The sequence below is a fragment of the Corynebacterium sp. H127 genome (assembly GCF_037482665.1).
Classification (GTDB): Bacteria; Actinomycetota; Actinomycetes; order Mycobacteriales; family Mycobacteriaceae; genus Corynebacterium.
In genome coordinates this window covers 381,289-406,684 of the sequence record NZ_JBBHKY010000001.1, presented here as the reverse complement: position 1 = coordinate 406,684, position 25,396 = coordinate 381,289, and the positions used below count along the sequence as shown (strand labels likewise).

Here is a 25,396-nt window from a genome sequence, read left to right as displayed (position 1 = left end):
CTAGGGTGGGGGGCGTGAATAGACGAACAAAGATTGTATGTACGCTCGGTCCGGCAGTCGCCTCTAAAGAAGGCATCCTTGGTTTAGCAAAGGCTGGAATGGATGTCGCGCGATTGAACTTCTCGCACGGCGATCATGCCGACCATGAACAGAACTACCGCTGGGTACGGGAAGCAAACGACGAGACTGGTCGCGCCATCGGCGTGCTGGCCGATCTCCAGGGCCCTAAGATCCGACTCGGTCGTTTCGTGGACGGTGCCACTGTGTGGGAAACCGGCGAGACGGTCCGCATCACCGTTGAAGACGTAGCAGGTACGCATGACCGCGTCTCCACTACCTACAAGGAGCTCGCTAAGGACGCCAAGCCTGGTGATCGCTTGCTTGTCGACGACGGCAAGGTTGGCCTCGTCTGCATCGCTGTGGAAGGCGATGACGTCATCTGTGAGGTCACTGAGGGCGGCCCAGTCTCCAACAACAAGGGTGTTTCCCTGCCTGGCATGAACATCTCGGTGCCTGCGCTATCCGAGAAGGACATCCGCGACCTCCGCTTCGCCCTGCAGCTCGGCGTGGACTTCATCGCACTGTCCTTCGTCCGTTCCCCAGCGGACATCGAGCTAGTCCACCAGGTCATGGACGAAGAGAATCGTCGCGTGCCGGTGATCGCAAAGCTGGAGAAGCCAGAAGCAGTTGAAGCACTCGAATCCATCATCCTGGCTTTCGACGCTGTCATGGTGGCCCGTGGTGACCTCGGCGTGGAAGTGCCGTTGGAAGATGTCCCCGGCGTGCAGAAGCGGGCGGTTCAAATTGCCCGAGAGAATGCTAAGCCAGTGATCGTGGCGACCCAGATGTTGGACTCCATGATCGAAAACTCCCGCCCGACTCGCGCGGAAGCTTCGGACGTTGCCAACGCTGTGCTCGACGGCGCAGATGCCGTGATGCTTTCCGGCGAAACCTCCGTGGGAAAGGACCCTAAGAACGTGGTTCGCACGATGGCTCGCATCGTGGCAGCTGCGGAATCCAACGGTTCCACGCCACCACTCAGCCACATTCCGCGCACCAAGCGGGGCGTGTTGTCCTACTCGGCGCGTGACATCGCAGAGCGTCTGAATGCGAAGGCACTGGTTGCTTTCACCACCTCCGGCGATACCGCTAAGCGACTTGCACGTTTGCACAGCTCGCTGCCACTGCTGGTGTTCACCCCGCAGGTAGAAGTTCGTTCCCAGCTTGCTCTCACGTGGGGCGCGCAGACCTTCTTGTGTTCAACGGTGCGCACCACCGACGACATGATGGTGGAAGTAGACAAAGCGCTGTTGGCTATGGACGACTACCAAGTCGGCGATGTGATGGTTGTCGTGGCAGGTACTCCTCCTGGAGAACCAGGCAATACCAACATGATTCACGTCCACATGCTTGGCGAAGACGTGAGCGAAGTGAAGTACTAGTTTTTCTGTTCCGGTCGCGGTTTCCTCGTTCTGTGGCAAAGTGAAGGGCGTGAAACCTTCAAACACCATCAACGTTGTTCAAAGCGTCCCGCCGGCCCTCGCACCGTTGTGGCACCTCGCCATGAATTTGCGTTGGTCTTGGCGCCAAGAAACCCGCGACCTTTTCAGTGAAATCGATCCGACCCGATGGAGCGACTTCGATGAGAATCCCCGCCGGATGCTCATGGAGGCCTCCTCGGAGCGCTTGCGCGAACTCGCTGCAGATCGGGATTATGTCGAGCGTGTCAATGCTGAAGAAGCTGATCTTAATTCCTACCTGCAATCCTCCTTCTGGTACCAAAACAGCCATGCGACGCATCAGATTGAGGACCAAGCGACCGTAGGCGAAAGCGACCTCGGTCCGGCAGATCCGATTGCTGCATACTTCTCAATGGAGTTCGGTATTCACCCCTCCCTCCCGATCTACTCCGGTGGCTTGGGAGTTTTGTCCGGCGACCACATGAAGTCAGCCTCCGATCTTGGTGTCCCGCTTATCGGCGTCGGACTGTTGTACTCCTACGGCTACTTCACTCAGTCCCTGTCCGGCGATGGCTGGCAGGAGGAGCACTACGAGTACCACGACCCGAATCTGCTTCCGGTGGAACAAGTCCTTGATGAGAAGGGCCAGCAGCTTAAAGTCACCGTCGCTTTCCCAGAGGGACGCGACATTGTTATCGCCCTGTGGGTGGCTGCAGTAGGGCGCGTCCCACTGTTGCTGCTCGATACCAACATCCCAGACAACCCGCCGGACATGCAGGATGTCACTGACCGGCTTTATGGCGGCGACAGTGAACACCGAGTCCGCCAAGAACTAGTCCTTGGCGTCGGCGGCGTGCGTGCTGTCAATGCATTCTGTGATTCCCGTGGCTTGGCCCGCCCACGAGTTGCCCACCTCAATGAAGGGCATGCCGGCTTCTTAGGCCTCGAGCGGATTCGCGAGCGCATGGTCGAAGGGGCCACATTCGATGCTGCATTAGCCCAGGTGCGCGCAGCCAGCATCTTTACCACCCACACCCCAGTGCCAGCAGGCATCGACCGCTTTGACATGAACTTGGTCCGACGGTACCTGGGTGAAGGACTGCCGGAGGAACGCCACCTCGTCCCAGGCGTACCGCTGGATCGTTGTCTTTCCCTGGGCGCTGAGGCAGACCCGCACCGATTCAACATGGCGCATATGGGCCTGCGGCTATCGCAGCACGCCAATGGCGTCGCAAAGCTGCACGGTGAGGTCTCCCGCCACATGTTCGCTGCCCTCTACAACGGTTTTGAACCGGAAGAGGTCCCAATCGGCTCGGTCACCAACGGCGTACATTTGCCTACCTGGACTAAACCCGAAATGCGCGCGATCATCGAACGCTTTTCCGAAGGCCAGGATCTGGCAGTTGCCGACGAGTGGAGCAACCCGGACGCGGTTGAGGATGAAGAGCTGTGGGGCGTACGCAACAAATTGCGTGGGGATCTCGTCCGCGTCGCACGCAAAGCGATCAAACAATCCGGAATACGACGTGGCCAGTTCGCAGCCCAGCTGAGCTGGACCGACCGTGTGTTGGATCCGAATATTCTCACCGTCGGCTTTGCGCGCCGTGTGTCCACTTATAAGCGTCTGACGCTGATGCTGAAAAACCCGGAGCGACTCCGCAAGATTCTGCTCAACGAGCAGCGTCCCGTGCAGTTCGTCATCGCGGGCAAGGCACACCCCAATGACATGGGTGGCAAGAAGTTGATGCAGGAAATCGTTCGTTTCGCAGACGAAGCCGGCGTGCGCGATCGCTTCCTCTTCCTACCGGACTATGACATCGGGCTCGCAAGCTACCTGGTTTCCGGATCAGATATCTGGCTCAATAACCCGGTGCGGCCGCAGGAGGCCTCCGGAACCTCTGGCATGAAAGCCGTGATGAATGGCTGCTTGACCTTGTCTATCTCCGATGGCTGGTGGGACGAAATGCCACAAGAGGGCTATGGCTGGACCATTCCGACGGTGGAGACAGATGATCAGATGTTCCGTGATCAGCTAGAAGCAGAAGCACTTTATGATCTCCTCGAGTATGAGATCGTGCCGAAGTTCTACGAACGGGACGAAGCCGGGGTACCTCGTGAGTGGCTCGACATAGTTCGCCGTTCCATGACGGAGCTTTCGCCACTGGTCAGCTGCACCCGCATGGTGCGTGATTACACCGAGCAGTACTACCGTCCTGCAAATCACGCTGCGCGACTGGTGATGCGCGATCCGGATGCCGCAGAGCAGTTCGTGAACTGGAAAGAACGGGTGTATCAGTCCTGGCCAAACCTCCGTCTGGCTGATCTGCAGCTGCGGAACGCTTCCGATACCAACCGCGCTGTTACCGCCGGAGAAACAGCGAGTATCTCTGTGGACGTGGAGCTGGGCATGCTGACCGGACGCGATGTTGACGTCCAAGCGGTCTTCGGCGCGCTGGATCACGAGGGCAATCTAGTGGACACCACCGTCGTCTCGATGCAGGACAATGGGGAAGGGCGTTATTGGGCTGAGCTGCTGATTCACGAGCCAGGTCAGCTTGGGTACACCGTCCGCGTTGTGCCACGGCATCAGCTCTTACCCAACCCGGCTGAGCTGGAATTGGTGAAGTTCTATTAATGAACCCCGCGGAGTAGGGTAAACCGTATGAGTTCGGTGACCTTCGAGCGGGGACGCACCCCTATGACGCAGGCCGAGTTTTCTTACACGGAGCTGCGTCGCGCTATCACCTCCGGGGAACTCCCCGGAGGTTCTCATATTGTCCAATCAGACTGGGCTGAGAAATTGGGGGTTTCAGTGACCCCGATTCGAGAAGCAATACGCCGTTTGGAACAAGACGGCTTAGCCCAGTCCGAAGCTCATAAAGGCACGACGGTCACGGGGTTCAGTCTGGAACGAGCGGAAGAGGTGTATCACCTCCGCTCGATTCTGGACCCGATCCTCATCCGCAAATACTTTGAGGGACCTGCCCAAGATCTTTCCGGTGCCAAAGATATGATGCACCGTCTTAATGCGGAATCGGATCCGGTGCTCTACGCCGACCTTGATCGGGAATTCCACTGCGCGCTGATGTGCATCGACGATTCATGGACTTCCCGAATCGTACTCAACCTCTCCCTCGCAGCTGCTCCCTACGTGTGCGTCGCCCTCCAATCGAAGCCGGAGTTGTTCAGCTCAGGTGCCAAGGACCACGCTGCTTTGATTGAAGCCTTTGAAGAAGCAGACGTGGACCAATGCGTAGAACTACAAACGCAGCACCTGCTGCGGACACTCGCGGTACTGCGCACCCTCCCGTTACCGAGTGAGTAGCCCCCTAGATGGCCAAGTACGTCAGGATAGCGGTTGCCGCTGCCTTATTCGCGGTGGTGACTGTGGGCTCAAAATCTGGCAGGAACGTACTCATGTGGTTCGAGGGGACATCCTCCGCGATTCGGTCAGTAGCTACCGCTTTCTCCCATTGCTCCCGCGGTGTGGCACCCAGCATCCAGTACAAATATGGGGCGTCATACGCCCGCGGAATCTGGGAAAAGTCCTCGGAGGCGGTCCAGGGGGCGCCGTCTACGGAGTCTTCCCCAAAGACTGCATCAAAGTTGCTGCGGACGCGTGCGAAGACCTCAGGGTCATTGTCTGTCAGTGGGGCATGGTTGGTGTACTCAAAAGTCGGGGGCTGTGGGCAGCCCGAGGCCGCACATTCGCCGCGGACCACGCGCTCAATGGCGGCGTAGAGATCTTTCTTGATCTCGTCATTGTAGGTGCGGCAATTCAGTACCAGATATGCCGATTCAGGGATAGTGTTGTTCGAGTTTCCGGAGGACAAGGTACCTACGGTGATGACGGCGAATTCCGATGGAGGGATTTCTCGCCCGACGATTCCTTGCAAACGCACAACCACCATGGCCGCCACAAAAGTGGGGTCGATGGAAAGGTGCGGCATTGATCCGTGAGAGGACTTGCCGAAGATCTTGATTCGAATGGAATCTGCAGCGGCGAGCGCTGGACCTGGCATAGACCTGATGGTGCCGGCGGCGCCAGGGCCAATATGCTGGCCAAATACCACATCTGGTCGTGGCATGACCTCTTTGAGATTGTCCTGGACCATGCGGAGCGCGCCGGCGCCATTTTCCTCAGAAGGCTGGAATAGGGCGACAAAGGTGCCAGACCAATGCTCGCGCAGGTCGTCAAGAAGCGCACAGCAGCCAAGCAAGGCAGTGGTGTGCATGTCGTGGCCACAGGCATGCATCAGCTTTGTGCGCACTCCCTGTGGGGTGACACCTTCCGCAACGGAGGCGAAGTCGATACCGGTCTTTTCTTCTACAGGAAGGGCATCAAAGTCGGCGCGCATGACCGCGGTAGGTCCGGCGCCGTTTCGGAAAATTGCGATAATGCCATAGCCGCCGATACCGGAGATCACTTCGCAATCGAAGTCTGCTAGCTTCCGCAGAATTTGTTGCGCTGTGCGCTTTTCCTGCATGGATAGCTCAGGGTGGGTGTGCAGATCACGATAGAATTCGCGCTGCCACCCTAGATCGACTGTGGACTGGGCGAGGATGGAAGTGATTTCGGACATACCCTTAACTTTAGACCTCTAACCCCGCAGTATGGGGTTGTACTTGAGGGAGTTTCGTTCCACGTTCGCCTCAGTGGCAATGCGGACGGTCGGGGCGATTCGGTTCTCTTCGCGGAGTCGGAACAGTTCCGGTACTACGCGATCCCGAATGTTCTGCGGTGAAAGCGTGTTGAGGTAAATCTTGGTGCCGCCTTCAAATCCTGCGAGGTTGGAGACACGCCACTTGATCATCACGCGCCATGGCATAGGAATATCTAGGTCGATTGGCTTATGGTGCCATTCCTCGTTGCAAGGCACGTTGGCGCCGGTGGCGGCGTGGCAGGCGTGGATGAGATCACTCATAGCGTTGATCTCCGCTGTGGTCTGCAGCCAGGGCTCCGGGGTTGCTGATTTCGAGTAGACCTCTAGCGTTGGGTAACGGTGCCCGAAGCCGGCGAAAGCCACCGCGTGATCATTCTCAGCAAGGATGAGGTTGTGGTAGTTCGCGTAGTCTACCGCCCACTCGTTGTACATATTCGGGTTTGCCCGCAGCCGTGAAATCTCCGCCTCTGCATGAACTCCCCGCTCATCAATGGCAACCAGCTGTTTGTGCAGATGGTCAAAGGAAGCTCCGGCGGGCTTGAGCCAGTTCTGGAAAACCGCGACATAAGGCGCGTAGCGGTTGCGGGAGTAGAGGTCGGCGATGGCTTCTGTGGTGAAGCGAATCATCGCGCGGTGTTCCGCGACGCTAAGGGTGCCTGAAGACGCCAACTGTGAGTCGTGTGTTGCGCCGTCGATAAAGTGGCGGCGCCCAATAATCAGATCGTGCCCGCCACCGAAGTAGCTGTCAGCGCGATCTACCAGTTCTTCTTCGGTGAGGGCCTCCAGCTCTGCTTCGCTTTTGCCGGCAGCCCGCAAACGTGTCTTGACGATGTTAAAAACGTGCTCCCGGCCTTCCGGATCAGCAAGGTATTCGTGCATCCTCAGGGCAGTTTCTGCGTCCATCTCATAGCCGTAGTTCTCCTGCCAGTAGTCGTAGGAGACAATTTCGAAAAGGTTGGGGACGCGGCGAAACTCTGCGGTGCTGCTAGCAAGCTGTCCTGGAAGCAAGCCCGGCCGGGTGACCCAATTTCCCTCTTCCAGCACCACCCGCGCCTTTTCTGGTGGAGTTTGCAGGAGTCGTTCGGAGCAGAAGGCGCACGCCGCGCGATGATCCTCTTCGCTGAGTTCCCGCGGGTCGGTTGCAGGTGTGGAGAGGGGGCGATTGCCACGACCGGGCACCGTCCACACCTCGGTTCCCGTGAGAGGGTTGACCTGCTTCAATGTGCCATCGGCCATTGTGATTAGCGGGGTAGGGCGGTTGAGAAAAGGTGTGCTCATACTTATCGACCTTATTAGCTACGCTGAGTTTATGCCTGAGATTATTTTCGATGTCCTCGTTCCCGAGTCTGAGATTACCTCCCTGCTAGCACGCTTTGAGAAACTTGCCAGCACCATGAAGCTCACCGCGCTACTCGACGGCGAGGCCGTCGTAGCTGCTGAAGTTGCAGAGCAGCTACGCGCCCAAGTCGAGGGCAATGTCGACGACTATCGAATGGCTCGATACGTGGTGCAGGCTCCCAACAATCTGAACCACACCGCGATGACTTTTGCCCGGCTCCTTACCCCACACGCCGACCTGCCTGCAGAACCGGCGTTGTTGGAAAACGAGCAGGAGTTTGAGATCGCAGCTGACTATCCCTGGGTTGTGGAAATCCGTCACTGACTTAAGTATTAAGCTGCCGGGCGATGCGTTCTCCAGCATCGATGAGCTGGGTGTTGATGTCGGCATCGATGAGCTCGGCCGTGAGGACGTCAGTGGCGGGGGAGTCCTTGAACCGGCCGGCGACGATGGCAGCTTGCGTGCCTTGTTTCGCCGCGAGTTCCAAGACCATGCCCGTAACTTTGCCGCGAGATGATTGCTCGTCAAACGAACCCTCGCCCGTGATCACAACGTCAGCCTCGTGCAAGTGTTCTACCAGGCCCATGGATTCGGCGACCACCTGTGCGCCGGGGAGCACCTTGATGGCGGATTCTGTGCCATGCATGATGGCGGACAGCCACGTGAGTGCGATAGGTAGGCCCCCTGCAGCGCCAAAACCGGGTCGGGTGGGGTCGATTCCGCATTTTTCACACAGCGTGGCCAGCGCTTTATCCAGAACAGCAACATCTTCCGGGGAGGCACCCTTTTGGGGGCCGAAAACTGCTGCGGCCCCGTTGGGGCCGATAGCAGGGGAGGTTACGTCTGTGAGCAGTACCCATTCCACACTGGCGGCGGGGATGTTGAGCTGGGCAGTATCGAAATGGTCGAAGTCTTTCAGTGCTGCGCCACCCTGCCGTAGTGGGTTCCCAGCGGCATCCATTGCGCTAGCGCCGAGAGCAACAAGGATTCCCGAACCGCCGTCGACGGTGGCGCTGCCTCCCAGGCCCAGCGTAATTCTGCGGGCGCCGCGAGAAACAGCGTCAGCAATCAGCACTCCGGTGCCATAGGTGTCGCCGGTGGTTGGGACTGGGCAGTCGGCGACAGCTGGAAGCCCAGAGGCGGCGGCAACGTCAATGAAAGCCTCTGGGTAGGCATCGTTAAAGACGTAACTCGCTTCGGTGAGGCGGCCTGCGGCATCGGTGGTGGGGAGGGTGATGGTGCTTCCCTCAAAGCAGGCGGCGGTGCCTTCACCGCCGTCGGCAAGCGGCAGTAGGGTGACTGTGGCGTCGGGGAGCACGCGCTGGATTCCCATAGCGATGAGCTCGGCGGCCTGGGGAGCGGTTGCTGTTCCTTTGAAAGAATCTGGGGCGATCAACACGCGAAGCGTATGCATAATATCCAATCTGTTGTATATTTGCGGTTGGAGTTTTATTCTCACGTTATGGAACTTTGTTCAACAAAAGCATCCGCCATATGAGATGGTCAGTGTGCTTTTTGACGTTTTGCCAGGCAATTTCCAGTTGTGATCCACATCTCAAAAACGGCCGAATTCTGGCCTGTGGCTCATTTCTGGGAAAAGCCGCCACGAATATTCTGATAAAGTTTTCACCGTCACGTTGTTAGCTGAAGTAATTCACTTGCAGGTGGTCGTTTTATCAACATCCGCGGCAATCGCAATTCTTGCCCGGGGTAGAAGCCATTATTGCACCCCGGAAGAACAAGGGTTGTGAGGCTGCGCGAATACCGAAAGGAATGCAGCATGTCTTCTATCGAGGCCCAAGTCTCTGACTATTACAACAAGCTTCTGCTGCGCAATGCCGGCGAGCCAGAATTCCACCAGGCTGTTGCCGAAGTACTCGACTCCCTCAAGATCGTGCTTGAAAAGGATCCACACTACGCCGACTACGGACTCATCCAGCGCCTCTGCGAGCCAGAGCGCCAGCTGATGTTCCGTGTTCCTTGGGTTGATGACAAGGGTGAAGTCCAGGTCAACCGTGGTTTCCGTGTTCAGTTCAACTCTGCAATCGGACCTTACAAAGGCGGCCTGCGCTTCCACCCATCTGTCAACCTTGGCATCATCAAGTTCCTCGGCTTCGAGCAGATCTTCAAGAACTCCCTGACCGGTCTGCCAATCGGCGGCGGCAAGGGCGGTTCCGACTTCGACCCCAAGGGCAAGTCCGACGCCGAGATCATGCGATTCTGCCAGTCCTTTATGACCGAATTGCATCGCCACATCGGCGAATACCGTGACGTGCCAGCAGGCGATATCGGAGTCGGCGGACGTGAGATCGGCTACCTGTTCGGGCAGTACCGCCGCCTGGCAAACCAGCATGAATCCGGTGTTCTCACCGGTAAGGGCCTCGCCTGGGGTGGTTCCTTGGTGCGCACCGAAGCCACCGGCTATGGCCTGGTGTACTTCACCAAGGAAATGCTCGAGGCACATGGCTCCTCCTTCGAAGGCAAGAAGGTTATTGTCTCCGGCTCCGGAAACGTGGCCATCTACGCCATCGAAAAGGTACAGGAGCTGGGCGGCACTGTCATCGCGTTCTCCGATTCCACGGCATGGGTAGAGACGCCTAACGGCGTTGACGTTGCCAAGCTCAAGGAAATCAAGGAAGTACGCCGCGAGCGTGTCACCGCTTACGTTAACGAGACTGAAGGCGCCGTGCTGCACACAGAAGGATCCATCTGGGATCTACCTTGTGATGTTGCATTGCCATGTGCCACTCAGAATGAGCTCGGTGGCTCCCACGCCAAGGCGCTGGCAGACAACGGTTGTAAGTTCGTCGCAGAAGGCGCAAACATGCCATCCACCGCGGAGGCGATCGAGGTTTACCGCGAGCGAGGCATCCACTTTGGTCCAGGTAAGGCTGCCAACGCCGGTGGCGTTGCTACCTCCGCATTGGAGATGCAGCAGAACGCTTCCCGTGACTCCTGGAGCTTCGAGTACACCGACGAGCGGCTGCACAAGATCATGTCGGGCATCTTCCAGAACGTTGCCAAGACGGCCAAAGAATACGGTCACGAAGGCGACTACGTAATCGGCGCCAACATTGCAGGCTTCAAGAAGGTTGCTGACGCAATGCTCGCACAGGGCGTTATCTAACACCGACAAAAAATCGGCCCGCTTCCTGTCCCCTGCTTAGCTGCAGTGATCGGAAGCGGGCCATTAGTGTGCTCATGGGACCTGAACGGCCACGCTAGAATGCCACTCCTGAAGTGAGGATGACATTGGCATAGGCTGTGGTCTCTCCGGTGCGAACCACAAACTTGACGTCGCTGAGCAGCGCCTTGAGCTCTTCATGGCTTTCCTTCCGGAGGGGCAGCCCGTTGAAGAGCGCCACTACTTCTTCAGGCGACTCTTCAGCGACAAGCGATTCTTGAATCACTACCTCTTCCCGTAGCGCTGCCAGCACCTCACTGAACCTCGGGATGCCAAAGACCAGCGCCAAATCGATTACTGGTACATGGCTGGGGATAGGTAACCCGCAGTCAGCCACCGCAAAGGTGTCTGTGTGCCCGAGCTGGTTGATTGCAGCGGCTAGCTCCGCGTTCAAAATGCCCAACTTGCGCATCAGTGGACCTCCGGTAGTGGATCGGATAGGGAAGGGTATGACGGCTGAGCGCCGTGCTTGGTGGCAGCATAAGCACCGACACGAGCGGCATGTTGGGCCGCAGTACGGAGCGAATGGCCAGCCAGCAATTGGGCTGCCAGCGCCCCAGTGAAGGCATCACCAGCCCCGGTAGTGTCTACCGCCGTGATCGATGGCGACGGGATGGCGGTGAGCCCGGCACTATCGCCGAGCAGGGCACCCTTGGCGCCCAGAGTGAGAACAACGGAAGCAAAACCGGCATCGAGCAGCGCACTCACCATGTTTGCGGGCTCAGACTGCGGCGCAGTAATGCCGAGCTGAGTCATAACGAGGCCGGCTTCGTGTTCGTTGACAACCAGGGGGTCAGCGCGGAGAAGCGCTGCGCGATCAACGTCGATGACAGGCGCCAAGTTGATAATGACTCGTCCGCTCGCTTGCGCCACCGCAGCGGCGAAGCCCTCGGCCGGAATCTCGCCTTGTAGGAGCAGGATTTCTGCATCCGACACTGAGTGGGATGCCAGGAAATCGCCGTCTACTGCTGCGTTTGCACCTGGCACGACGATGATCGTGTTTTCGCCGTCTTCAGCCACAGTGATGATCGCAAGTCCGGTGGTTGTCTGCGCTAGCTGCGAGATGTGGGAGCAGTCCACACCGGAAGAACGCATGAGGGAGAGCGCAGACTCTGCGTACGCATCGTCACCAACCGCGCCGATGAAACGAACGCGGGCTCCCTGCAGCGCTGCGGCTACTGCTTGGTTTGCTCCCTTACCGCCAGGCAAAATGTCCCCGCCGGAGCCAAGCAGAGTTTCGCCTGGCTGTGGGTGGCGGTGTACCTGGACGAATAGGTCAGCGTTGATGGAACCAACTACGCAGAGCGTCTTCATTATTTGAACTCAGCAACGTTGGAGGAATCTACGGTCACGACCTCAACCGGGATTTCCTTCTTAGCGTCCTTGCCGTCGAGAAGTGCCTTGGCCTGCTCCACGGCCTGTGCACCCAGCTCAGCTGGCTGCTGTGCGATGGTTCCTGCAAGCGAGCCCTTTTCGACGGCTGCAATACCGTCAGCGGTGCCGTCGAAACCAAATACCTTTACTTCCTTGCCTGCCTTCGCTCCCAGAGCCTCAATAGCGCCGAGTGCCATTTCGTCGTTCTCAGCAAAGACTGCCTTGACGTTGGGGTGTGCCTGCAGCAGGTTAGTGGTGACGTTCAGGCCTTCGGTGCGGTCGAAGTTGGCGGTCTGCTTCGCCGCAACCTTGATGTTCGGGAAGGCGGAGATACCTTCTTCGAAGCCCTTGCCACGGTCACGGGAAGCGGAGGATCCGGCAATGCCCTGCAGAATCAGTACTTCGCCTTCTTCGCCGATTGACTTCGCCAGTGCTTCGGCAGCTTGCTTGCCGCCAGCGACGTTGTCAGAAGCAATGAAGGATGCGATCTCGCCCTCGCTTGCGGAGCGGTCAACGGCGATCACTGGGATCTTGGCGTTGTTGAGGGACTTCACGGATGGGACAACAGCGTCGGAGTCGGTTGGGTTGACAATGACCACGCCCGAGCCGGAGGTCTCTGCATTCTTGAGCTGGTCTGCCTGGGTGGAGGCGTCATCGGACGCATCCTGGATGCTGAGCTTCACGCCCAGCTCATCGGCCTTCTTTTGTGCGCCGTCGCGCAGTTCTACGAAAAATGGGTTGGATTGGGTGGACAGTGCCAGTGTGACGGAATCCTGGCCGGCCTCACCGCGGTTGCAGGCTGTCATGCTGAAAGACAGGGCGAAAATGGAGGCAATAGCGAGGGACTTGCGTGCGATGGACATGAGGTTCCTTTCGAGAACTGTGTGGGAAGACAGGGGGATTAGTTGGCAGTCTTATTTCGGATTACGTCGAATCCAACGGCGAGTGCGATCACCAAACCAATGACAATCTGCTGCCAGAAGGATGAGACATTCAGAAGGTTGAGTCCGTTGCGGATGACAGCGAGGAGCATCGCGCCCACCAGGGTGCCAGTTGCCTTTCCGGAACCACCGGCTAGGGAAGCACCGCCAATGACGACGGCCGCAATGGCATCTAGCTCATAGCCCACGCCAGCTTGTGGCTGCGCCGAGGAAAGACGGCCGGCCATCACCAGACCAGCGAGGCTGGCAAACAGGCCGGAAAGCGCGAACACCGTGATCTGAATCTTCTTTACCGGCAGACCAGACAACCGCGCTGCTTCGAGGTTGCCGCCAATCGCATACATGGAGCGGCCGAGGACGGTGCGCTCCAAGATGAACCAGCAGATCAGGCCCGCCAGCACCATCATCACAATCGGAATGGGCACCCCGCCAACGGTGGAGCCGAGGAAGTTCACGGAATCAGCTGTCGGCATCGGTGAGCCTTGGGAAATAACCAAGGTTGCGCCGCGGGCGACGGACATCATGGCAAGAGTGGCAATAAAGGAGGGGATCTTGCCGAAGGCGGTGGCCATACCGCAGATCATGCCGGCCAGCGCGCCGATGATCAGGCCGATAAGCAAAGTGACCCAGCCAGGAAGCGAAGTACTGCCAAAGAAGGAGGCGGAGACCATAGCTCCCAGTGCGGCGACGGAGCCAACAGAGAGGTCGATGCCAGCGGTGATGATGACGAAGGTCATGCCGAATGCCAAGATCGCAACTGTGGCTGCTTGGATACCGATGTTGACGAAGTTGTTCACCGTGAGGAAGTGCGGGGTGGCGATGAACAACGCTACGCACAAAACAATGAGGCCAACGAGCGCACCGTTGTTCATCATCCAGTTGAGTACGCGGTGCGAAGGCGTCTTCGTGGTGGTCATGAGGAGAGCTCCTGGTCTGAGTCTGAATTGGTGTTAACAGCACTGGTGAGGTTGGCGACAGCAAGGGTCATGACCTCATCTTGAGTGGCGGTCGGTGGTAGTTCCCCGGCGACCTCGCCGCCAGACATCACGAGGACGCGATCGGACATGCCGAGGACTTCTGGCAAGTCCGAGGAGACCATGAGTACGGCACCGCCGGCGGCTGTGACCTCGTTGATGATGTTGTAGATTTCTACCTTTGCGCCGACGTCGACGCCACGGGTTGGTTCGTCGAGCAGCAGCACTTTCGACCCCGCGAGCACCCAACGGCCAAACACGGCCTTTTGTTGGTTGCCACCGGACAGGTCCCGGATCGGCTGGTGGATGCTGGCCATCCGGATGCGGAGCTTGTCTGCGACCTCGGTGGCGCGACTGGTTTGTCCGCGGCGGTCAGCCAGCCCGAAGGTACTGGTGGACCGTAGTGTGGCAAAGCCAAGGTTCTCACCGACGGTGGCATCTAAAACTAGGCCTTGGCCCTTGCGATCCTCGGGGACGTGCCCGATGCCCTGTGCGATTGCCTTGGAAATGCTGCCGGAAGCTAGACGCTGTCCGTCGACGATCACTGTGCCGGAATCGACCTTGTCTACGCCCGCGATGGCGCGCACGACTTCTGTGCGGCCGGCCCCGACGAGTCCTGCCAAGCCGACTACTTCACCAGCATGCACAGTGAAGCTGACGTCTTTGAACGCCCCCTGTGAACTCAGTTCGCGAACCTCCAACAGCGGCGCGCCAGGTTGATGAGAAACGTGTGGGTACTGGTCCGCGATGTCACGGCCGACCATCAGCCGAACGAGCTCATCCTCGGGTGTGTGCGCCGGTACTTCAGCGACGAAAGCGCCGTCGCGTAGTACGGAAATCGTGTCTGCGATCCGTGCGAGCTCATCGAGGTGGTGCGAGATGAAGACCATACCCACGCCCTTTGCCCGCAAATCCGCGATCACGGAGAAGAGCTGATCGACTTCCTTGCCGGTGAGCGCGGCAGTCGGTTCGTCGAGGATCAGCATTCGGGCGTTCATCGACAGTGCCTTGGCGATTTCCACCAGCTGTTGCCGCGCGATGCCGAGCTCAGCAACTGGTGTGTCCAAATCGACGTCGAGCCCGATGAGGCGCAACGCGGCCTGTGCTTGGCGACGCAATTGAGAGAAATTGACCAAGCCAAAGCGTGATGGCGTACGACCGAGCATGATGTTCTCGGCGACGGTCATCGTGGGGACCAAGTTCAATTCTTGGTGGATGGTCGCAATACCGAGAGCTTCGGAAGCCTTAGAGTTAGGCAGGTGTACTTCCTTGCCGTCAACGATGATGCGCCCGGAGTCTGGTTGGTAGACACCAGCCATCATCTTGATCAGCGTTGACTTTCCAGCGCCATTTTCACCGAGCAGCGCTTGGACTTGGCCCGGCCGGACGTCAATGCTGACACCGTCGATGACGGTTACGGGGCCGAAGGATTTTGTCACTTCCTCTAGCCTGAGGATTGGTGTTGTGTTCGACATCTGGTTGGCTCACCTCCTTGAGGTTTCGTGGGGCCCGCAGCAAGTAGTCGCCCGGGGGATGAACGTGGTTGCAAGGTCGCCAGGAGGCGGCTGCGGTCTCTTGGCGTCGATAAGCTCGCAGAGGCCAGCATGGGCCCGTGTGCTCATCGCCACCACGTCTTGGTCGATTACCGAAATCGGCGTGGGCTGTAGCGACATGTAGAACAGGTCATCAAAGCCCACGAAAGCAAGAGCAGTACCAACCGCGATGGACGTGGAATAGCAGTAGTCCAGCGCGCCGAAGGTCATCATCGAATCTCCTGCGATCAGCGCGGTGACGCCCCGGCTGAGCAGCTCGCGCGCCCCTTCGATTCCCTGGGTGACCTCGTAACCACCGGGATATACCTCGGTGTCGCCCAAGCCGAGTTCTTGACACACCGCGTTAAACGCCGCCAATCTGGCCACTCCTGTTGATGTCGATTGCGGCCCGGAGAGGAAACCGATGTGCGTGTGTCCGAGTTCTTGCAGCGTCCGCAACGCGGCACGAAGACCCGGCAGTGGATCCGAGACATAGGCATCGAGGTTGGTTTCGGGGACGGTGCGGTCAATCAGGACGATGGGAGTGCCGGCATCTCGGGTGTCCCGTAGTAGTTCCGCACAGTCCTCGCTGGGGACAACGATCATGCCGTCAACCCGCATCTGTGACAGTGAGTGGATTGCAGTTTCGAACTGGACAGGATCTTCGTCGCTGGTGGTGATGAGGGTGGTTTGGCCATGCTGGGTGGCGCACTTTTGAATGGTGGCGGCCATGGTGGCGAAATAAGGGTTGTTCAGCGTGGGGATAGCGAGCCCGATGAGTTTGGTGCGCGAGTTGCGTAGTCCGCGGGCTTGAACGTTGGGCTGGTAATTGAGCTCTTTAGCTACTTCACGCACACGATTTCGGGTGGTCACAGAAATGGAGGGTTTATCTGCTAGCGCGCGGGATGCAGTGGAGATAGAAACTCCGGCAGCAGCTGCAACGTCCTTGAGGTTGGAGGGCGAGCTCACTAGCTTTCCTCCTTTGTGCAGGTAATAGACTATGCAAACGTTTGCGTAATATTGCTAAACCTACTGTTCCTCAAGTTGGACTGTCAAGTGAGGTGTGACACAGCAGGGAAGGGGTTGTGCGAGAAGCCATGGCTATCCGCTGTTATGGAGGGGCGATATGTGAAAAGAACTCCCACGCTTGACGCGTGTGCCCCGGGATTGTGTGATCGGGTAGGTAAGCTGAGGAACCATGTACCGCGTATTCGAAGCCTTGGATGAAATGGTTCAGACCGTCGAGCAGGCCTATGGCGTGCCGATGACCGCAAACTGCATGGTGCCCCGCAACGACATGCTGGCGCTTCTCGACGACCTCCGCAACGCACTACCCGTGGAAATCGATGACGCACAAGACGTCCTCGATCAACGTGATGAAATTATCCGTGGCGCCGAGGATCGTGCGGCGGACATTGTGGATGATGCGGATGCGCAGGCCACCGACCTGGTATCCCGTGCCCGGCAGGACTCTGAAATGATGCTCGGCGATGCCGAGAATCGTGCCCACGCCATGGTGGCTAAGGCACAAGATGAAGCAGACCGACTCGTTGAGGAAGCACGCCGCAAGTCTGATGACTTGGTCGATCGCGCCACCGCGGAAGCAGAGCGCCTAGAGATTCAGGCCCGTGATTCCTACGATCGAGCCGTTGAAGAAGGCCTCGCTGAGCAACAGCGTCTGATTTCCGAATCGGAAGTGGTTCGTCGTGCAAACGAGGAGGCGCATCGCGTAGTTGACGCGGCGCATACCGATTCCAACCGCCTGCGCCAAGAGTGCGATGCCTTTGTGGACAACAAGCTCGCTGAATTCGAGGATTCCCTTTCCGGAACCTTGCGGGCAGTTTCTCGTGACCGCGCAGCATTGCGTCGTGGTGCAGGTGCCGTTGGTGCGCAGCCCCGAGAGGACAGTATCTAAGTGTCCTCACCATTAGTATTTAACGTCGTGAAGCTGCTGCGAGGTAGCGGAATGCCGGAGCAGCGCACCCAGTCAGGGCAGGCGGATGAGCGTATCGGCGTGCAAATGATCGCGATTGAACCAGGCACTCCGGTCACTGTCGATGCAACACTCACCCCGCTGGGCGAGGGCATCATGGTCGATGCCACGGTCACTGCGACGCTCACCGGACAGTGCTCCCGCTGCTTAACCACGCTGCATCCGGACTATGAAGTGTCCGTGAACGAGGTCTTTGCGGCTACGGACACCTTCATCCAAGGCGAAGACGCCGAAGATGACGATGATGTCCCACAGGTAGCTGGCGACACTATCGACCTAACCCAAAGCCTCATCGACGCCGTTGGCTTGGACCTGCCATTTAATCCAGTGTGCGATTATTTTGGTCTCGAATGCGGTGACGCTGAGGTCCCCGCGCCGGATGGAGTTTCCGGCGAAGAAGACGAACGCCCAGATCCACGCTGGGCTGGACTGGAGAAGTTTAAGTGAGTCGTAAGAAAGGCCGCGTCACCGGCCAAGAAGCCCTCGACGCGGCCTTTACTGCCGTCGATCACACGCCGCTGCTAGCAGCGCTCGGGGTGGAATTGACTGAGACGAACCTGCGTCTGGCATTGACACACCGCAGTTTTGCCAATGAAAACGGCATGCTGCCGAACAATGAGCGCCTAGAGTTCTTGGGTGACGCCGTGCTCGGACTGTCCGTGGCAACGCAGCTGTACCACCAGTACCCAGACCGCGCGGAGTCTGACATCTCCAAGATGCGAGCCAGCATCGTTAGCCGTTACGGCCTGGCCGACATCGCGCGTGAGATTAATTTGGGCCAACATATCCTGCTTGGCAAGGGCGAGGATTCCACTGATGGGCGCGAAAAGGACTCGATCCTCGCGGACACGATGGAAGCCATTCTCGGTACCATCTATATCCAGCATGAGTTTGCAGTCGCCCGGGAAGTGGTATTGCGGCTGTTCAAACACAAAATTGATACTGCCTCCGCAAAGGGCTTGCACCAGGACTGGAAGACTACTTTGCAGGAAAAGGTGGCTGAGAAGAAGCTACCGGCGCCTGTCTACGAATCTGAGTTCACCGGCCCAGACCACGAGCAGACCTTCACCTCACACGTGGTGATCAACGGTGAGCGCAAGGGCACTGGCACTGGGCCGAACAAGAAGCTTGCCGAGCAGCAGGCCGCCCACATGGCCTACCTCGCAATCCGCTAAATGCCTGAGCTTCCCGAAGTCGAAGTCGTTCGGCGTGGGCTTGTTCCGCACGTCGTCGGTCGAAAGATCGTGTCTGCGTCCGTTATGCATCCGCGGGCAGCGCGACGGCAGATTGGTGGGGCAGTCGAACTCGCTGCGCGGCTTGGGGGAGTGCAAATTACGGGCGTCGATAGGCGGGGCAAATACCTCTGGCTGAGCGCCGCGGATGAGGCACTACTCATTCACCTGGGCATGAGTGGCCAGATGCTGGTCAAGACCGCTGGCACCGCGCCACACAAGCATCTGCGCGCCAGCGCTGCGCTTGATGACGGCCAAGAGCTGTGGTTCGTAGATCAGCGCACCTTCGGATACTGGCACTTTAGTGAGTTAGTGGATGGTGTGCCGGAGTTGGTGTCTCATATCGCGCCTGACCTTCTAGATGCGGCGCTGGACCTTTCTGCCATATCAGCGCGGATTAATGCTCGACGCTCTGCTATTAAGCGAGTGCTGCTCGACCAAACCGTGGTATCCGGAATTGGCAATATCTACGCAGACGAGATGCTGTGGCAGGCGGGCATCCATGGCGAGCAGGCTGCTTCTTCATTGTCTCTCGCGGAGATCACCGCTTTGCTGCGGGCGGGCATTGATGTGATGCAGCGTGCTTTGTCAGAAGGCGGGACCTCTTTCGATTCCTTGTACGTCAATGTCAACGGAGAGTCGGGGTACTTCTCCAGGTCGCTCAATGCATACGGGCAGCAAGGGAAGCCATGTAAACGCTGCGGGACGCTTATGGTGCGCGAACAATTTGCGGGTCGGGGATCACACCTTTGCCCGCAGTGCCAGCGGGTGGATGGATAGCGTTGAGCCGGTTTGCCACTAGCTCGAACCATGCGATGGTAGTGCTAGGTAGTAGAGCCTCAGCGGGGCTTGCTCCAGCTGCCCGCACTATTGGGTTCCACAATTCTTGCAACAAAACCTGCTGTCGCGCGGCTCGGTGCGCTACCAGGAGGAGCCGAACACCCGTCGGCAAGCGTTGCGACGGCGCCAGCAAAGTCACTCGTAGGACTGCTGTGGCACATGAGCGATGGCCGAAATAGATGCCCTGTTCGAGGAGCTGCCGAGATTTGGAGTTGGGAACCTGGAGCCAGCTGGCCCGCATCGGCTTAGCAAGAATTTCAACTCAATACGGTGGGCAACACGGCATTTGGAGGTCTTCGTTCAGCAGGGGGGTACGGGGAGCGGATAGACGCTGCGCTACTAGCGTCTGATCAATAGTTTGCAGCAAAGTGGTAGCGCTGATTGCAGACCCTAAACAGCGCCTGAATAAAAATTTGCGGAACGATTAAACGCAGAACAACTTTGCCATTACGCTACGTATATGGAAAACATCCAAACCTACGTAGATACATTTAACGAGCATTACTGGAAATTCGTCCTCGTGCTCCTTGTTGGTGCTGGCGTGTGGTTCTGTATCACCACGGCTCTAGTGCAGATTCGTTACATTCCGGACATGTTTAAGGCGGTTGTTGAGAAACCGTCAGAAATCTCCGAGGGCCAAAAAGGTATCTCGGCGTTCAAAGCATTTACCATTTCCGCTGCCTCCCGAGTAGGTACCGGCAACGTAGCAGGCGTCGCCATCGCCATCGCGACCGGCGGTCCGGGCGCAGTGTTTTGGATGTGGATGCTCGCCACGATCGGCGGCGCAACCTCATTCGTAGAATCCACCCTGGCGCAGGCCTTCAAGGTGCGGGATCACTCTTCTTACCGTGGTGGCCCCGCGTACTACATCACCAAGGTTTGGAAGCAGAAGTGGGCAGCCGTGCTGTTCGTCGTGCTCATCACCGTGACCTATGGTTTCGTATTCAACGCAGTTCAGTCGAACTCCATCTCCGAGGCGATGGTGGCATCGATCGACGCTGACCCCGCTACGACAAAGGTCACCGTGGGCATCGTGCTGGCACTGCTAACCGCAGTAATTATCTTTGGCGGTGTGCAGCGCATCGCGAGCTTCACACAGGTAGTAGTGCCGTTTATGGCCGTTATGTACATCGTTATCGGTGTGCTCGTTCTCGGTATCAACGCAGACAAAATCCCGGGCATGATCTGGTCCATCTGGACCCACGCTTTCGGAATCCGCGAATTCGCAGGCGCCACCCTGGGCACCGTGATCATGAAGGGCGTACAGCGCGGATTGTTCTCCAATGAGGCTGGTATGGGCTCTGTTCCGAACGCCGCCGCAACCGCATCTGTGTCTCACCCGGTTAAGCAGGGCCTAATTCAGACTCTCGGTGTGTATTTTGACACCGTGATCGTGTGCTCGATTACTGCGTTCATCATTCTTTTGGCACGCGGTGACATCGATGAAGAACTCACCGGCATGCAGATGACTCAGAACGCTCTGGCATCTAACGTGGGCGAGTGGGGCATCCACTTCCTCACCGTAGTCATCATCTTCTTGGCCTTCTCCTCGGTGATTGGCAACTACTACTATGGCCAGAGCAATATCGAGTTCCTCACTAAATCCAAGCTGGTCTTGAACGGATTCCGCGCGCTGGTGGCATTGTGCGTCTTCGGCGGCGCGATGGGCTCCGTGCCACTCGTGTGGGCGCTGGCTGATACCTTCTCCGGTCTGATGGCAACAGTCAACCTCATCGCTATCTTGCCCATGGGCGGAATTGCGGTGGCACTGCTCAAGAACTTCGCAGAACAGCGCAAACAAGGACTCAATCCCGTCTTCCACCGCGACGATGTCAAGGGCATCCGTGGCTGGGAAGGCATGGAGTGCTGGGACGGTTCTGACCCACTGACCCACCGGTGATCCGACTGACTGTGTTTGTGCTGGGACACGTCCAAGGCGTTGGCTTTCGCTGGCACACTCGCTCCCGCGCCCTCGAACTAGGTTTGGCTGGAAGCGCCACTAACCTCAGCGATGGTCGAGTGTGCGTGGTGGCGGAAGGTCATCGCAAAAAGTGCGAAGATCTCCTGGCGTGGTTGAGAAGCACCCAGGCGCCTGGAATCGTAGAAGCCGTGATCGAGCAGTGGTCGCAGCCACGTGGAGCTACCGGGTTCGATATGCGTTAAACGCCGGCTGCGCAATCAGCTTGCTGATCAAAATTCCTCAAATCTCCCTGCCTCGAAGCAGCTCCTCGCAGAAATCCTCAAGTTGCAGGATCGGATGGGGGCGCAGCGGCAGGGAGATTCGCCGTATGTGCCGGAATCGGACACGGCCTCCTCCCGGGAGCGCTGCGGGGAACACATCGAAGTACAACGCCGAATTCCAGGGTTAGCGCGGCAGCCTGCGTGAATACTAGAACCCTGCTTGTTAGTATCAAGCGGTGCATCTAAAATCGCTGACCCTCAAAGGATTCAAGTCTTTTGCCTCGTCAACGACCCTGAAGTTCGAGCCCGGGATCTGCGCGGTGGTGGGGCCGAACGGCTCTGGCAAGTCCAACGTTGTAGACGCGCTGGCTTGGGTCATGGGGGAGCACTCAGCTAAGACCCTGCGCGGCGGCAAAATGGAGGACGTCATCTTCGCCGGCGCGGGGGAGCGCAAGGCGCTGGGCCGCGCCGAGGTGACCTTGACCATCGATAACTCGGATGGGGCCCTCCCGATCGAGTACTCCGAGGTATCGGTTACCAGACGCATGTTCCGCGACGGCGCCAGCGAATACGAAATCAACGGGGCCAAGGCTCGGTTGATGGACGTGCAGGAGCTGCTCTCCGACTCCGGTATCGGCCGGGAAATGCACGTCATCGTGGGACAGGGGCGCCTCGCCCAGATCTTGGAGTCCCGCCCCGAGGAACGCCGCGCCTTTATCGAAGAAGCAGCGGGTGTGCTCAAGCACCGCCGTCGCAAGGAGAAGGCGCAGCGCAAGCTCCTCGGCATGCAAGCAAACCTTGACCGACTCAGCGACCTTACTGAGGAGCTCAAACGCCAGCTCAAACCACTTGCTCGCCAGGCAGAAACCGCGCAGCGCGCTGCCACTGTACAAGCGGATCTGCGCGACGCGAAGCTGCGGCTGGCGGCCGCGAACTTGAGCGAGCTAGAAGCCAAGCTCAGTGATGCCCACAACCAGACCAAGATTCTGGCGGAGCAGGTCGCAGAGGTCACAGAGCGTCTTGAGGAAGCAACCGGGGAGCAACTAGAAACCGAAGCTCTGCTACAGCGGGCGACGGAAGAAGCCGATGCCGCCCAACAACTCTGGTTCCAACTATCAGCGTTGGCAGAGCGGGTTTCTGCAACCGTGCGTATCGCGGCCGACCGCGCTCGCACCCAACCAGAGGTACCCTACAACGGACCCGACCCAGAGGACTTAGAGGGCCGCGCAGAACAGGCTGACCAGCAGCAGGCTGAACTGGATCAAGCAGTTGCTATCGCACGTGAACGTTTGGAATCAATCCGCGAGCAGGTTGAAGATCATGAGGACGCGTTGCAGCGCGCCGATAAAGAACACCTGGCACGGGTACGGGCGATTGCGGATCGGCGTGAAGGCGTCGTCAGGCTGTTAGCAGCCGAGGAAAGCCACCGTGCCCAAGTAGCAAGTAGCGAAAGCGAAGCTGAAAGGCTGACCGAACAGCTGGAAGAAGCCCTCGCCCGTGCGCAGCAGGCGAGCACTGAAGAGCGAGCTGTCGCGGAGGAGTTGGAGCAGCTGGCTACTCGACGTCAACCACTCGAGGAAGCCCACACCCGGGCCGCTGCCGAAGCCGGTGCCGCCGAGTCTCGATTAGAGCAGCTGCGCAGCAAACAGCGGGACCTGGAACGCGCAGTATCGAAGTGGGAATCCCGCATCGACACGCTCAAGCAGACTGTGCCAAAACAAGCCGTGCAGCTAGACAATTGGGGCCCAATCGCTGACTTCATCACTCCGCATCGAGGCATAGAGAAGGCTCTCTCGGCCGCGCTGGGCGCAGCAGGTGAAGCACTCAGTGGTGAGAGCCTGCAGGAAGCCCTAGCGCAGCTCAGCCCGGACAAAATCTCCCGAACCGTGCTCATCGAGGCATCCCAGCAAAAGCAATGGCGGATGGAAGCAACGCTGCCGAAGGGGACTAGCTGGCTGCTGGATCATGTGGACGTCGATAAGCGCTATGCCCGAGCCCTCACGCGCCTACTCGCCGACGTCGTGCTAACCCCCGACGCAAGCACTGCGCTGCAAGTAGTTGAGCAGGACCCTCGCCTGCGTGCGGTGACCCCAGCCGGGACCCTACGCGGTGAGGGTTGGGTGGCGCTCGGTAGTGGATCCACAAGCGTGGAAACAGCTGCCCACATTGCGGAGGCCAGTGCTGAATTGGCACAAGCGCGGGAAGAACTCAACCACATCGCCGGGACCTTCGAAGGCGCCGTGCAAGCAGCAGAGGAAGCTCGTATTCAGGCCGCGGGTGCAAAGTCGGCACTGCGCGAGCATGACACCTTCGTTGACTCAATGCAGCGCGACGCACAACGCCTGCACAAACAAGCCGAGGCTAGCCGCAATGAACACCAACGGATGGCCGCGCGAGTCCAACAATCCGAACTGCGCGCAGTTGAGGCACAACAGCAACTCGACGAAACCCTGGATCGGCTAGCCCGAGTGGAGGAACACGAGGAGGAAGAACCATCCACCGCGGAGCGCGACGCAGCCCAAACCGCGCTCGCACAAGTCAAAGCGATGGATATGGAAGCCCGCCTGGCACTGCGCACCGCCGAAGAGCGCGCCGGGCAGTCCCGTGGGCGTGGCGATCAGCTCCGCAGACAGGCCCAGCATGAAAGACAGGCTAAGGCGCGGCACGAGGCGGCCATGGCGTCGCGTCGATCCGCCGCTGCATTAGCTCAAGCGGTGGAACGCAATGCCAGCTTGATCCAGGACCGCGTGCAGGAGGCGCTGAGCAGGTCAGAACAACAGCGCACGCAAACGGCCGAGGTGAAGGCCGCTTTTTCCGCCAAGTTGGCAGCGGCTAAAGATGCCGCCCATGCCGCCCAATTGGAGTTGAACAAGCTCAGCGATTCAAAGCATGCCTCCGATATTGCTCGTTCACAGGCACAAGTTCGCATTGAGGAAGCACAGTCCCAGGCCGAAAATCAGCTGGGAGTGCCAGTGGAGGTGCTGCTCCGCGAGTATGCGCCGGATGCGGACTTTGACAAGGCTGCAGAGCATGCACGCTTGAAGAAGGCGGAGAAAGCGCTCGCTTCCTTAGGCAAAGTGAACCCGTTGGCGCTCGAGGAATTCAAGGCGTTGGAAGAGCGCTATGAATACTTGGCAGGGCAATTGGCGGATGTCCAGAAAGCTCGCAAAGACCTCTCTGACGTGATCGAGGACGTGGATGCCAAGATCCTGCAGCTGTTCGCCGATGCGTGGCACGACGTCGAAAGAGAATTTCCGGCAGTCTTTTCCACGCTATTCCCCGGCGGCGAGGGACGCTTGGTGCTTACCGACCCAGAAGATATGCTCGCTACTGGCATCGAGGTGGAGGCCCGCCCGCCAGGAAAGCGGGTCAAGCGGCTCACGTTGCTTTCTGGTGGCGAAAAATCTCTCACGGCGTTGGCCATGCTGGTAGCAATTTTCAAGGCGCGCCCAAGCCCGTTTTATGTTATGGATGAGGTGGAAGCGGCACTGGATGATACCAATCTGCGTCGCCTGATCAACCTCTTTGAACAGCTCCGAGAAACCTCACAGCTCATCGTGATTACTCACCAAAAGCCGACGATGGACGTGGCTAACGTCCTCTACGGGGTGACGATGCAGGGCGATGGTGTAACCCGCGTGATTAGCCAGCGCATGAGTCCTGCTACAACTTAAGTGGCAGG

General features: G+C 58.5%; 21 protein-coding genes. 12 read left to right on the top strand and 9 right to left on the bottom strand.

From position 1 onward, the window contains the following. Positions 1-14: 14 nt before the first annotated feature. Genes pyk through WG936_RS01900 form a run of 3 tightly spaced genes read left to right on the top strand, consistent with a single transcriptional unit; the run spans position 15 to position 4,785 of the window. Positions 15-1,442: a pyruvate kinase gene (gene pyk / locus WG936_RS01910; RefSeq protein ID WP_339571965.1), complete on the top strand. Its 1,428-nt coding sequence runs from the start codon at positions 15-17 to the stop codon at positions 1,440-1,442. A gap of 49 nt (positions 1,443-1,491) precedes the next feature. Next, positions 1,492-4,095: an alpha-glucan family phosphorylase gene (gene glgP / locus WG936_RS01905; protein ID WP_339571964.1), complete on the top strand. Its 2,604-nt coding sequence runs from the start codon at positions 1,492-1,494 to the stop codon at positions 4,093-4,095. A gap of 27 nt (positions 4,096-4,122) precedes the next feature. After that, entirely contained in the window at positions 4,123-4,785 is a 663-nt protein-coding gene (locus WG936_RS01900; protein ID WP_339571963.1) for a GntR family transcriptional regulator, read from the top strand. Positions 4,786-4,789: 4 nt separating this feature from the next. Here the strand turns inward: WG936_RS01900 and WG936_RS01895 are convergent, their stop codons facing one another. Both WG936_RS01895 and WG936_RS01890 read right to left on the bottom strand, forming a co-directional pair. After that, positions 4,790-6,043, bottom strand: coding sequence for an amidohydrolase (locus tag WG936_RS01895; RefSeq protein ID WP_339571962.1), 1,254 nt, complete (start codon positions 6,041-6,043; stop codon positions 4,790-4,792). An 18-nt stretch (positions 6,044-6,061) separates the two neighbouring features. Continuing rightward, a complete protein-coding gene (locus WG936_RS01890) occupies positions 6,062-7,402 on the bottom strand; it encodes a DUF4921 family protein (RefSeq protein ID WP_339571961.1) in 1,341 nt (446 codons plus the stop codon). Positions 7,403-7,433: 31 nt separating this feature from the next. Between WG936_RS01890 and WG936_RS01885 the strand changes: the two genes are divergently transcribed. Then, complete coding sequence (locus WG936_RS01885; RefSeq protein WP_339571960.1) at positions 7,434-7,787, top strand: hypothetical protein; 354 nt, start codon at positions 7,434-7,436, stop codon at positions 7,785-7,787. Between the two features lies 1 nt (position 7,788). Here the strand turns inward: WG936_RS01885 and WG936_RS01880 are convergent, their stop codons facing one another. After that, positions 7,789-8,877 carry a glycerate kinase gene (locus tag WG936_RS01880; RefSeq protein ID WP_339571959.1) on the bottom strand — a complete coding sequence of 363 codons (1,089 nt, stop codon included), beginning with the start codon at positions 8,875-8,877 and terminating at the stop codon, positions 7,789-7,791. A 366-nt stretch (positions 8,878-9,243) separates the two neighbouring features. On the opposite strand from WG936_RS01880, the gene gdhA reads away from it, so the two are divergent. Continuing rightward, complete coding sequence (gdhA, locus tag WG936_RS01875; RefSeq protein WP_339563701.1) at positions 9,244-10,590, top strand: NADP-specific glutamate dehydrogenase; 1,347 nt, start codon at positions 9,244-9,246, stop codon at positions 10,588-10,590. Positions 10,591-10,684: 94 nt separating this feature from the next. On the opposite strand, the gene rbsD is transcribed toward gdhA, so the two are convergent. The 6 genes from rbsD to WG936_RS01845 are packed head-to-tail and all read right to left on the bottom strand — an operon-like array spanning position 10,685 to position 16,437. Next, complete coding sequence (gene rbsD, locus WG936_RS01870; RefSeq protein WP_339563700.1) at positions 10,685-11,059, bottom strand: D-ribose pyranase; 375 nt, start codon at positions 11,057-11,059, stop codon at positions 10,685-10,687. Beyond that, positions 11,059-11,964, bottom strand: a complete 906-nt coding sequence (locus WG936_RS01865) for a ribokinase (RefSeq protein ID WP_339563951.1) — start codon at positions 11,962-11,964, stop codon at positions 11,059-11,061. Before WG936_RS01865 ends, rbsD begins: the two co-directional genes overlap by 1 nt. Further along, positions 11,961-12,884, bottom strand: a complete 924-nt coding sequence (locus WG936_RS01860; protein WP_339563699.1) for a D-ribose ABC transporter substrate-binding protein — start codon at positions 12,882-12,884, stop codon at positions 11,961-11,963. Before WG936_RS01860 ends, WG936_RS01865 begins: the two co-directional genes overlap by 4 nt. A 38-nt stretch (positions 12,885-12,922) precedes the next feature. Further along, entirely contained in the window at positions 12,923-13,879 is a 957-nt protein-coding gene (locus WG936_RS01855) for an ABC transporter permease (protein ID WP_339571958.1), read from the bottom strand. Next, positions 13,876-15,411, bottom strand: coding sequence for a sugar ABC transporter ATP-binding protein (locus WG936_RS01850; RefSeq protein WP_339571957.1), 1,536 nt, complete (start codon positions 15,409-15,411; stop codon positions 13,876-13,878). Before WG936_RS01850 ends, WG936_RS01855 begins: the two co-directional genes overlap by 4 nt. Positions 15,412-15,420: 9 nt before the next feature. Then, positions 15,421-16,437 carry a LacI family DNA-binding transcriptional regulator gene (locus tag WG936_RS01845; protein ID WP_339563696.1) on the bottom strand — a complete coding sequence of 339 codons (1,017 nt, stop codon included), beginning with the start codon at positions 16,435-16,437 and terminating at the stop codon, positions 15,421-15,423. A gap of 229 nt (positions 16,438-16,666) precedes the next feature. Here WG936_RS01845 and WG936_RS01840 point away from each other — a divergent pair, with 229 nt between their 5' ends. From WG936_RS01840 to smc, 7 genes are all read left to right on the top strand, one after another. Next, positions 16,667-17,383, top strand: coding sequence for a DivIVA domain-containing protein (locus WG936_RS01840; RefSeq protein ID WP_339563695.1), 717 nt, complete (start codon positions 16,667-16,669; stop codon positions 17,381-17,383). A 51-nt stretch (positions 17,384-17,434) separates the two neighbouring features. Next, positions 17,435-17,908, top strand: coding sequence for a YceD family protein (locus tag WG936_RS01835; protein ID WP_445227769.1), 474 nt, complete (start codon positions 17,435-17,437; stop codon positions 17,906-17,908). Then, on the top strand, positions 17,905-18,636 hold the full coding sequence (rnc, locus tag WG936_RS01830; RefSeq protein WP_339563693.1) for a ribonuclease III: 732 nt from the start codon (positions 17,905-17,907) through the stop codon (positions 18,634-18,636). The genes WG936_RS01835 and rnc overlap by 4 nt, the downstream gene beginning before the upstream one ends. Beyond that, positions 18,637-19,473 carry a bifunctional DNA-formamidopyrimidine glycosylase/DNA-(apurinic or apyrimidinic site) lyase gene (gene mutM, locus WG936_RS01825; RefSeq protein ID WP_339563692.1) on the top strand — a complete coding sequence of 279 codons (837 nt, stop codon included), beginning with the start codon at positions 18,637-18,639 and terminating at the stop codon, positions 19,471-19,473. A 520-nt stretch (positions 19,474-19,993) separates the two neighbouring features. Beyond that, the gene (locus WG936_RS01820) at positions 19,994-21,433 is read left to right on the top strand and encodes an alanine/glycine:cation symporter family protein (RefSeq protein WP_339571956.1); all 1,440 of its coding nucleotides are present in this window, start codon (positions 19,994-19,996) and stop codon (positions 21,431-21,433) included. Continuing rightward, positions 21,430-21,696, top strand: a complete 267-nt coding sequence (locus tag WG936_RS01815) for an acylphosphatase (protein ID WP_339563690.1) — start codon at positions 21,430-21,432, stop codon at positions 21,694-21,696. Before WG936_RS01820 ends, WG936_RS01815 begins: the two co-directional genes overlap by 4 nt. A gap of 254 nt (positions 21,697-21,950) precedes the next feature. Beyond that, positions 21,951-25,388: a chromosome segregation protein SMC gene (gene smc, locus WG936_RS01810; RefSeq protein WP_339571955.1), complete on the top strand. Its 3,438-nt coding sequence runs from the start codon at positions 21,951-21,953 to the stop codon at positions 25,386-25,388. The last annotated feature ends 8 nt before the right edge of the window (positions 25,389-25,396 follow it).

Bases quoted from the DNA above. Each gene is read 5' to 3' on its own strand.
- WG936_RS01900 (WP_339571963.1), top strand. From the start codon at position 4,123: ATGAGTTCGGTGACCTTCGAGCGGGGACGCACCCCTATGACGCAGGCC.
- WG936_RS01895 (WP_339571962.1), bottom strand. From the start codon at position 6,043: ATGTCCGAAATCACTTCCATCCTCGCCCAGTCCACAGTCGATCTAGGG.
- WG936_RS01890 (WP_339571961.1), bottom strand. From the start codon at position 7,402: ATGAGCACACCTTTTCTCAACCGCCCTACCCCGCTAATCACAATGGCC.
- WG936_RS01885 (WP_339571960.1), top strand. From the start codon at position 7,434: ATGCCTGAGATTATTTTCGATGTCCTCGTTCCCGAGTCTGAGATTACC.
- WG936_RS01880 (WP_339571959.1), bottom strand. From the start codon at position 8,877: ATGCATACGCTTCGCGTGTTGATCGCCCCAGATTCTTTCAAAGGAACA.
- gdhA (WP_339563701.1), top strand. From the start codon at position 9,244: ATGTCTTCTATCGAGGCCCAAGTCTCTGACTATTACAACAAGCTTCTG.
- rbsD (WP_339563700.1), bottom strand. From the start codon at position 11,059: ATGCGCAAGTTGGGCATTTTGAACGCGGAGCTAGCCGCTGCAATCAAC.
- WG936_RS01860 (WP_339563699.1), bottom strand. From the start codon at position 12,884: ATGTCCATCGCACGCAAGTCCCTCGCTATTGCCTCCATTTTCGCCCTG.
- WG936_RS01855 (WP_339571958.1), bottom strand. From the start codon at position 13,879: ATGACCACCACGAAGACGCCTTCGCACCGCGTACTCAACTGGATGATG.
- WG936_RS01850 (WP_339571957.1), bottom strand. From the start codon at position 15,411: ATGTCGAACACAACACCAATCCTCAGGCTAGAGGAAGTGACAAAATCC.
- WG936_RS01840 (WP_339563695.1), top strand. From the start codon at position 16,667: ATGTACCGCGTATTCGAAGCCTTGGATGAAATGGTTCAGACCGTCGAG.
- WG936_RS01835 (WP_445227769.1), top strand. From the start codon at position 17,435: ATGCCGGAGCAGCGCACCCAGTCAGGGCAGGCGGATGAGCGTATCGGC.
- mutM (WP_339563692.1), top strand. From the start codon at position 18,637: ATGCCTGAGCTTCCCGAAGTCGAAGTCGTTCGGCGTGGGCTTGTTCCG.
- WG936_RS01820 (WP_339571956.1), top strand. From the start codon at position 19,994: ATGGAAAACATCCAAACCTACGTAGATACATTTAACGAGCATTACTGG.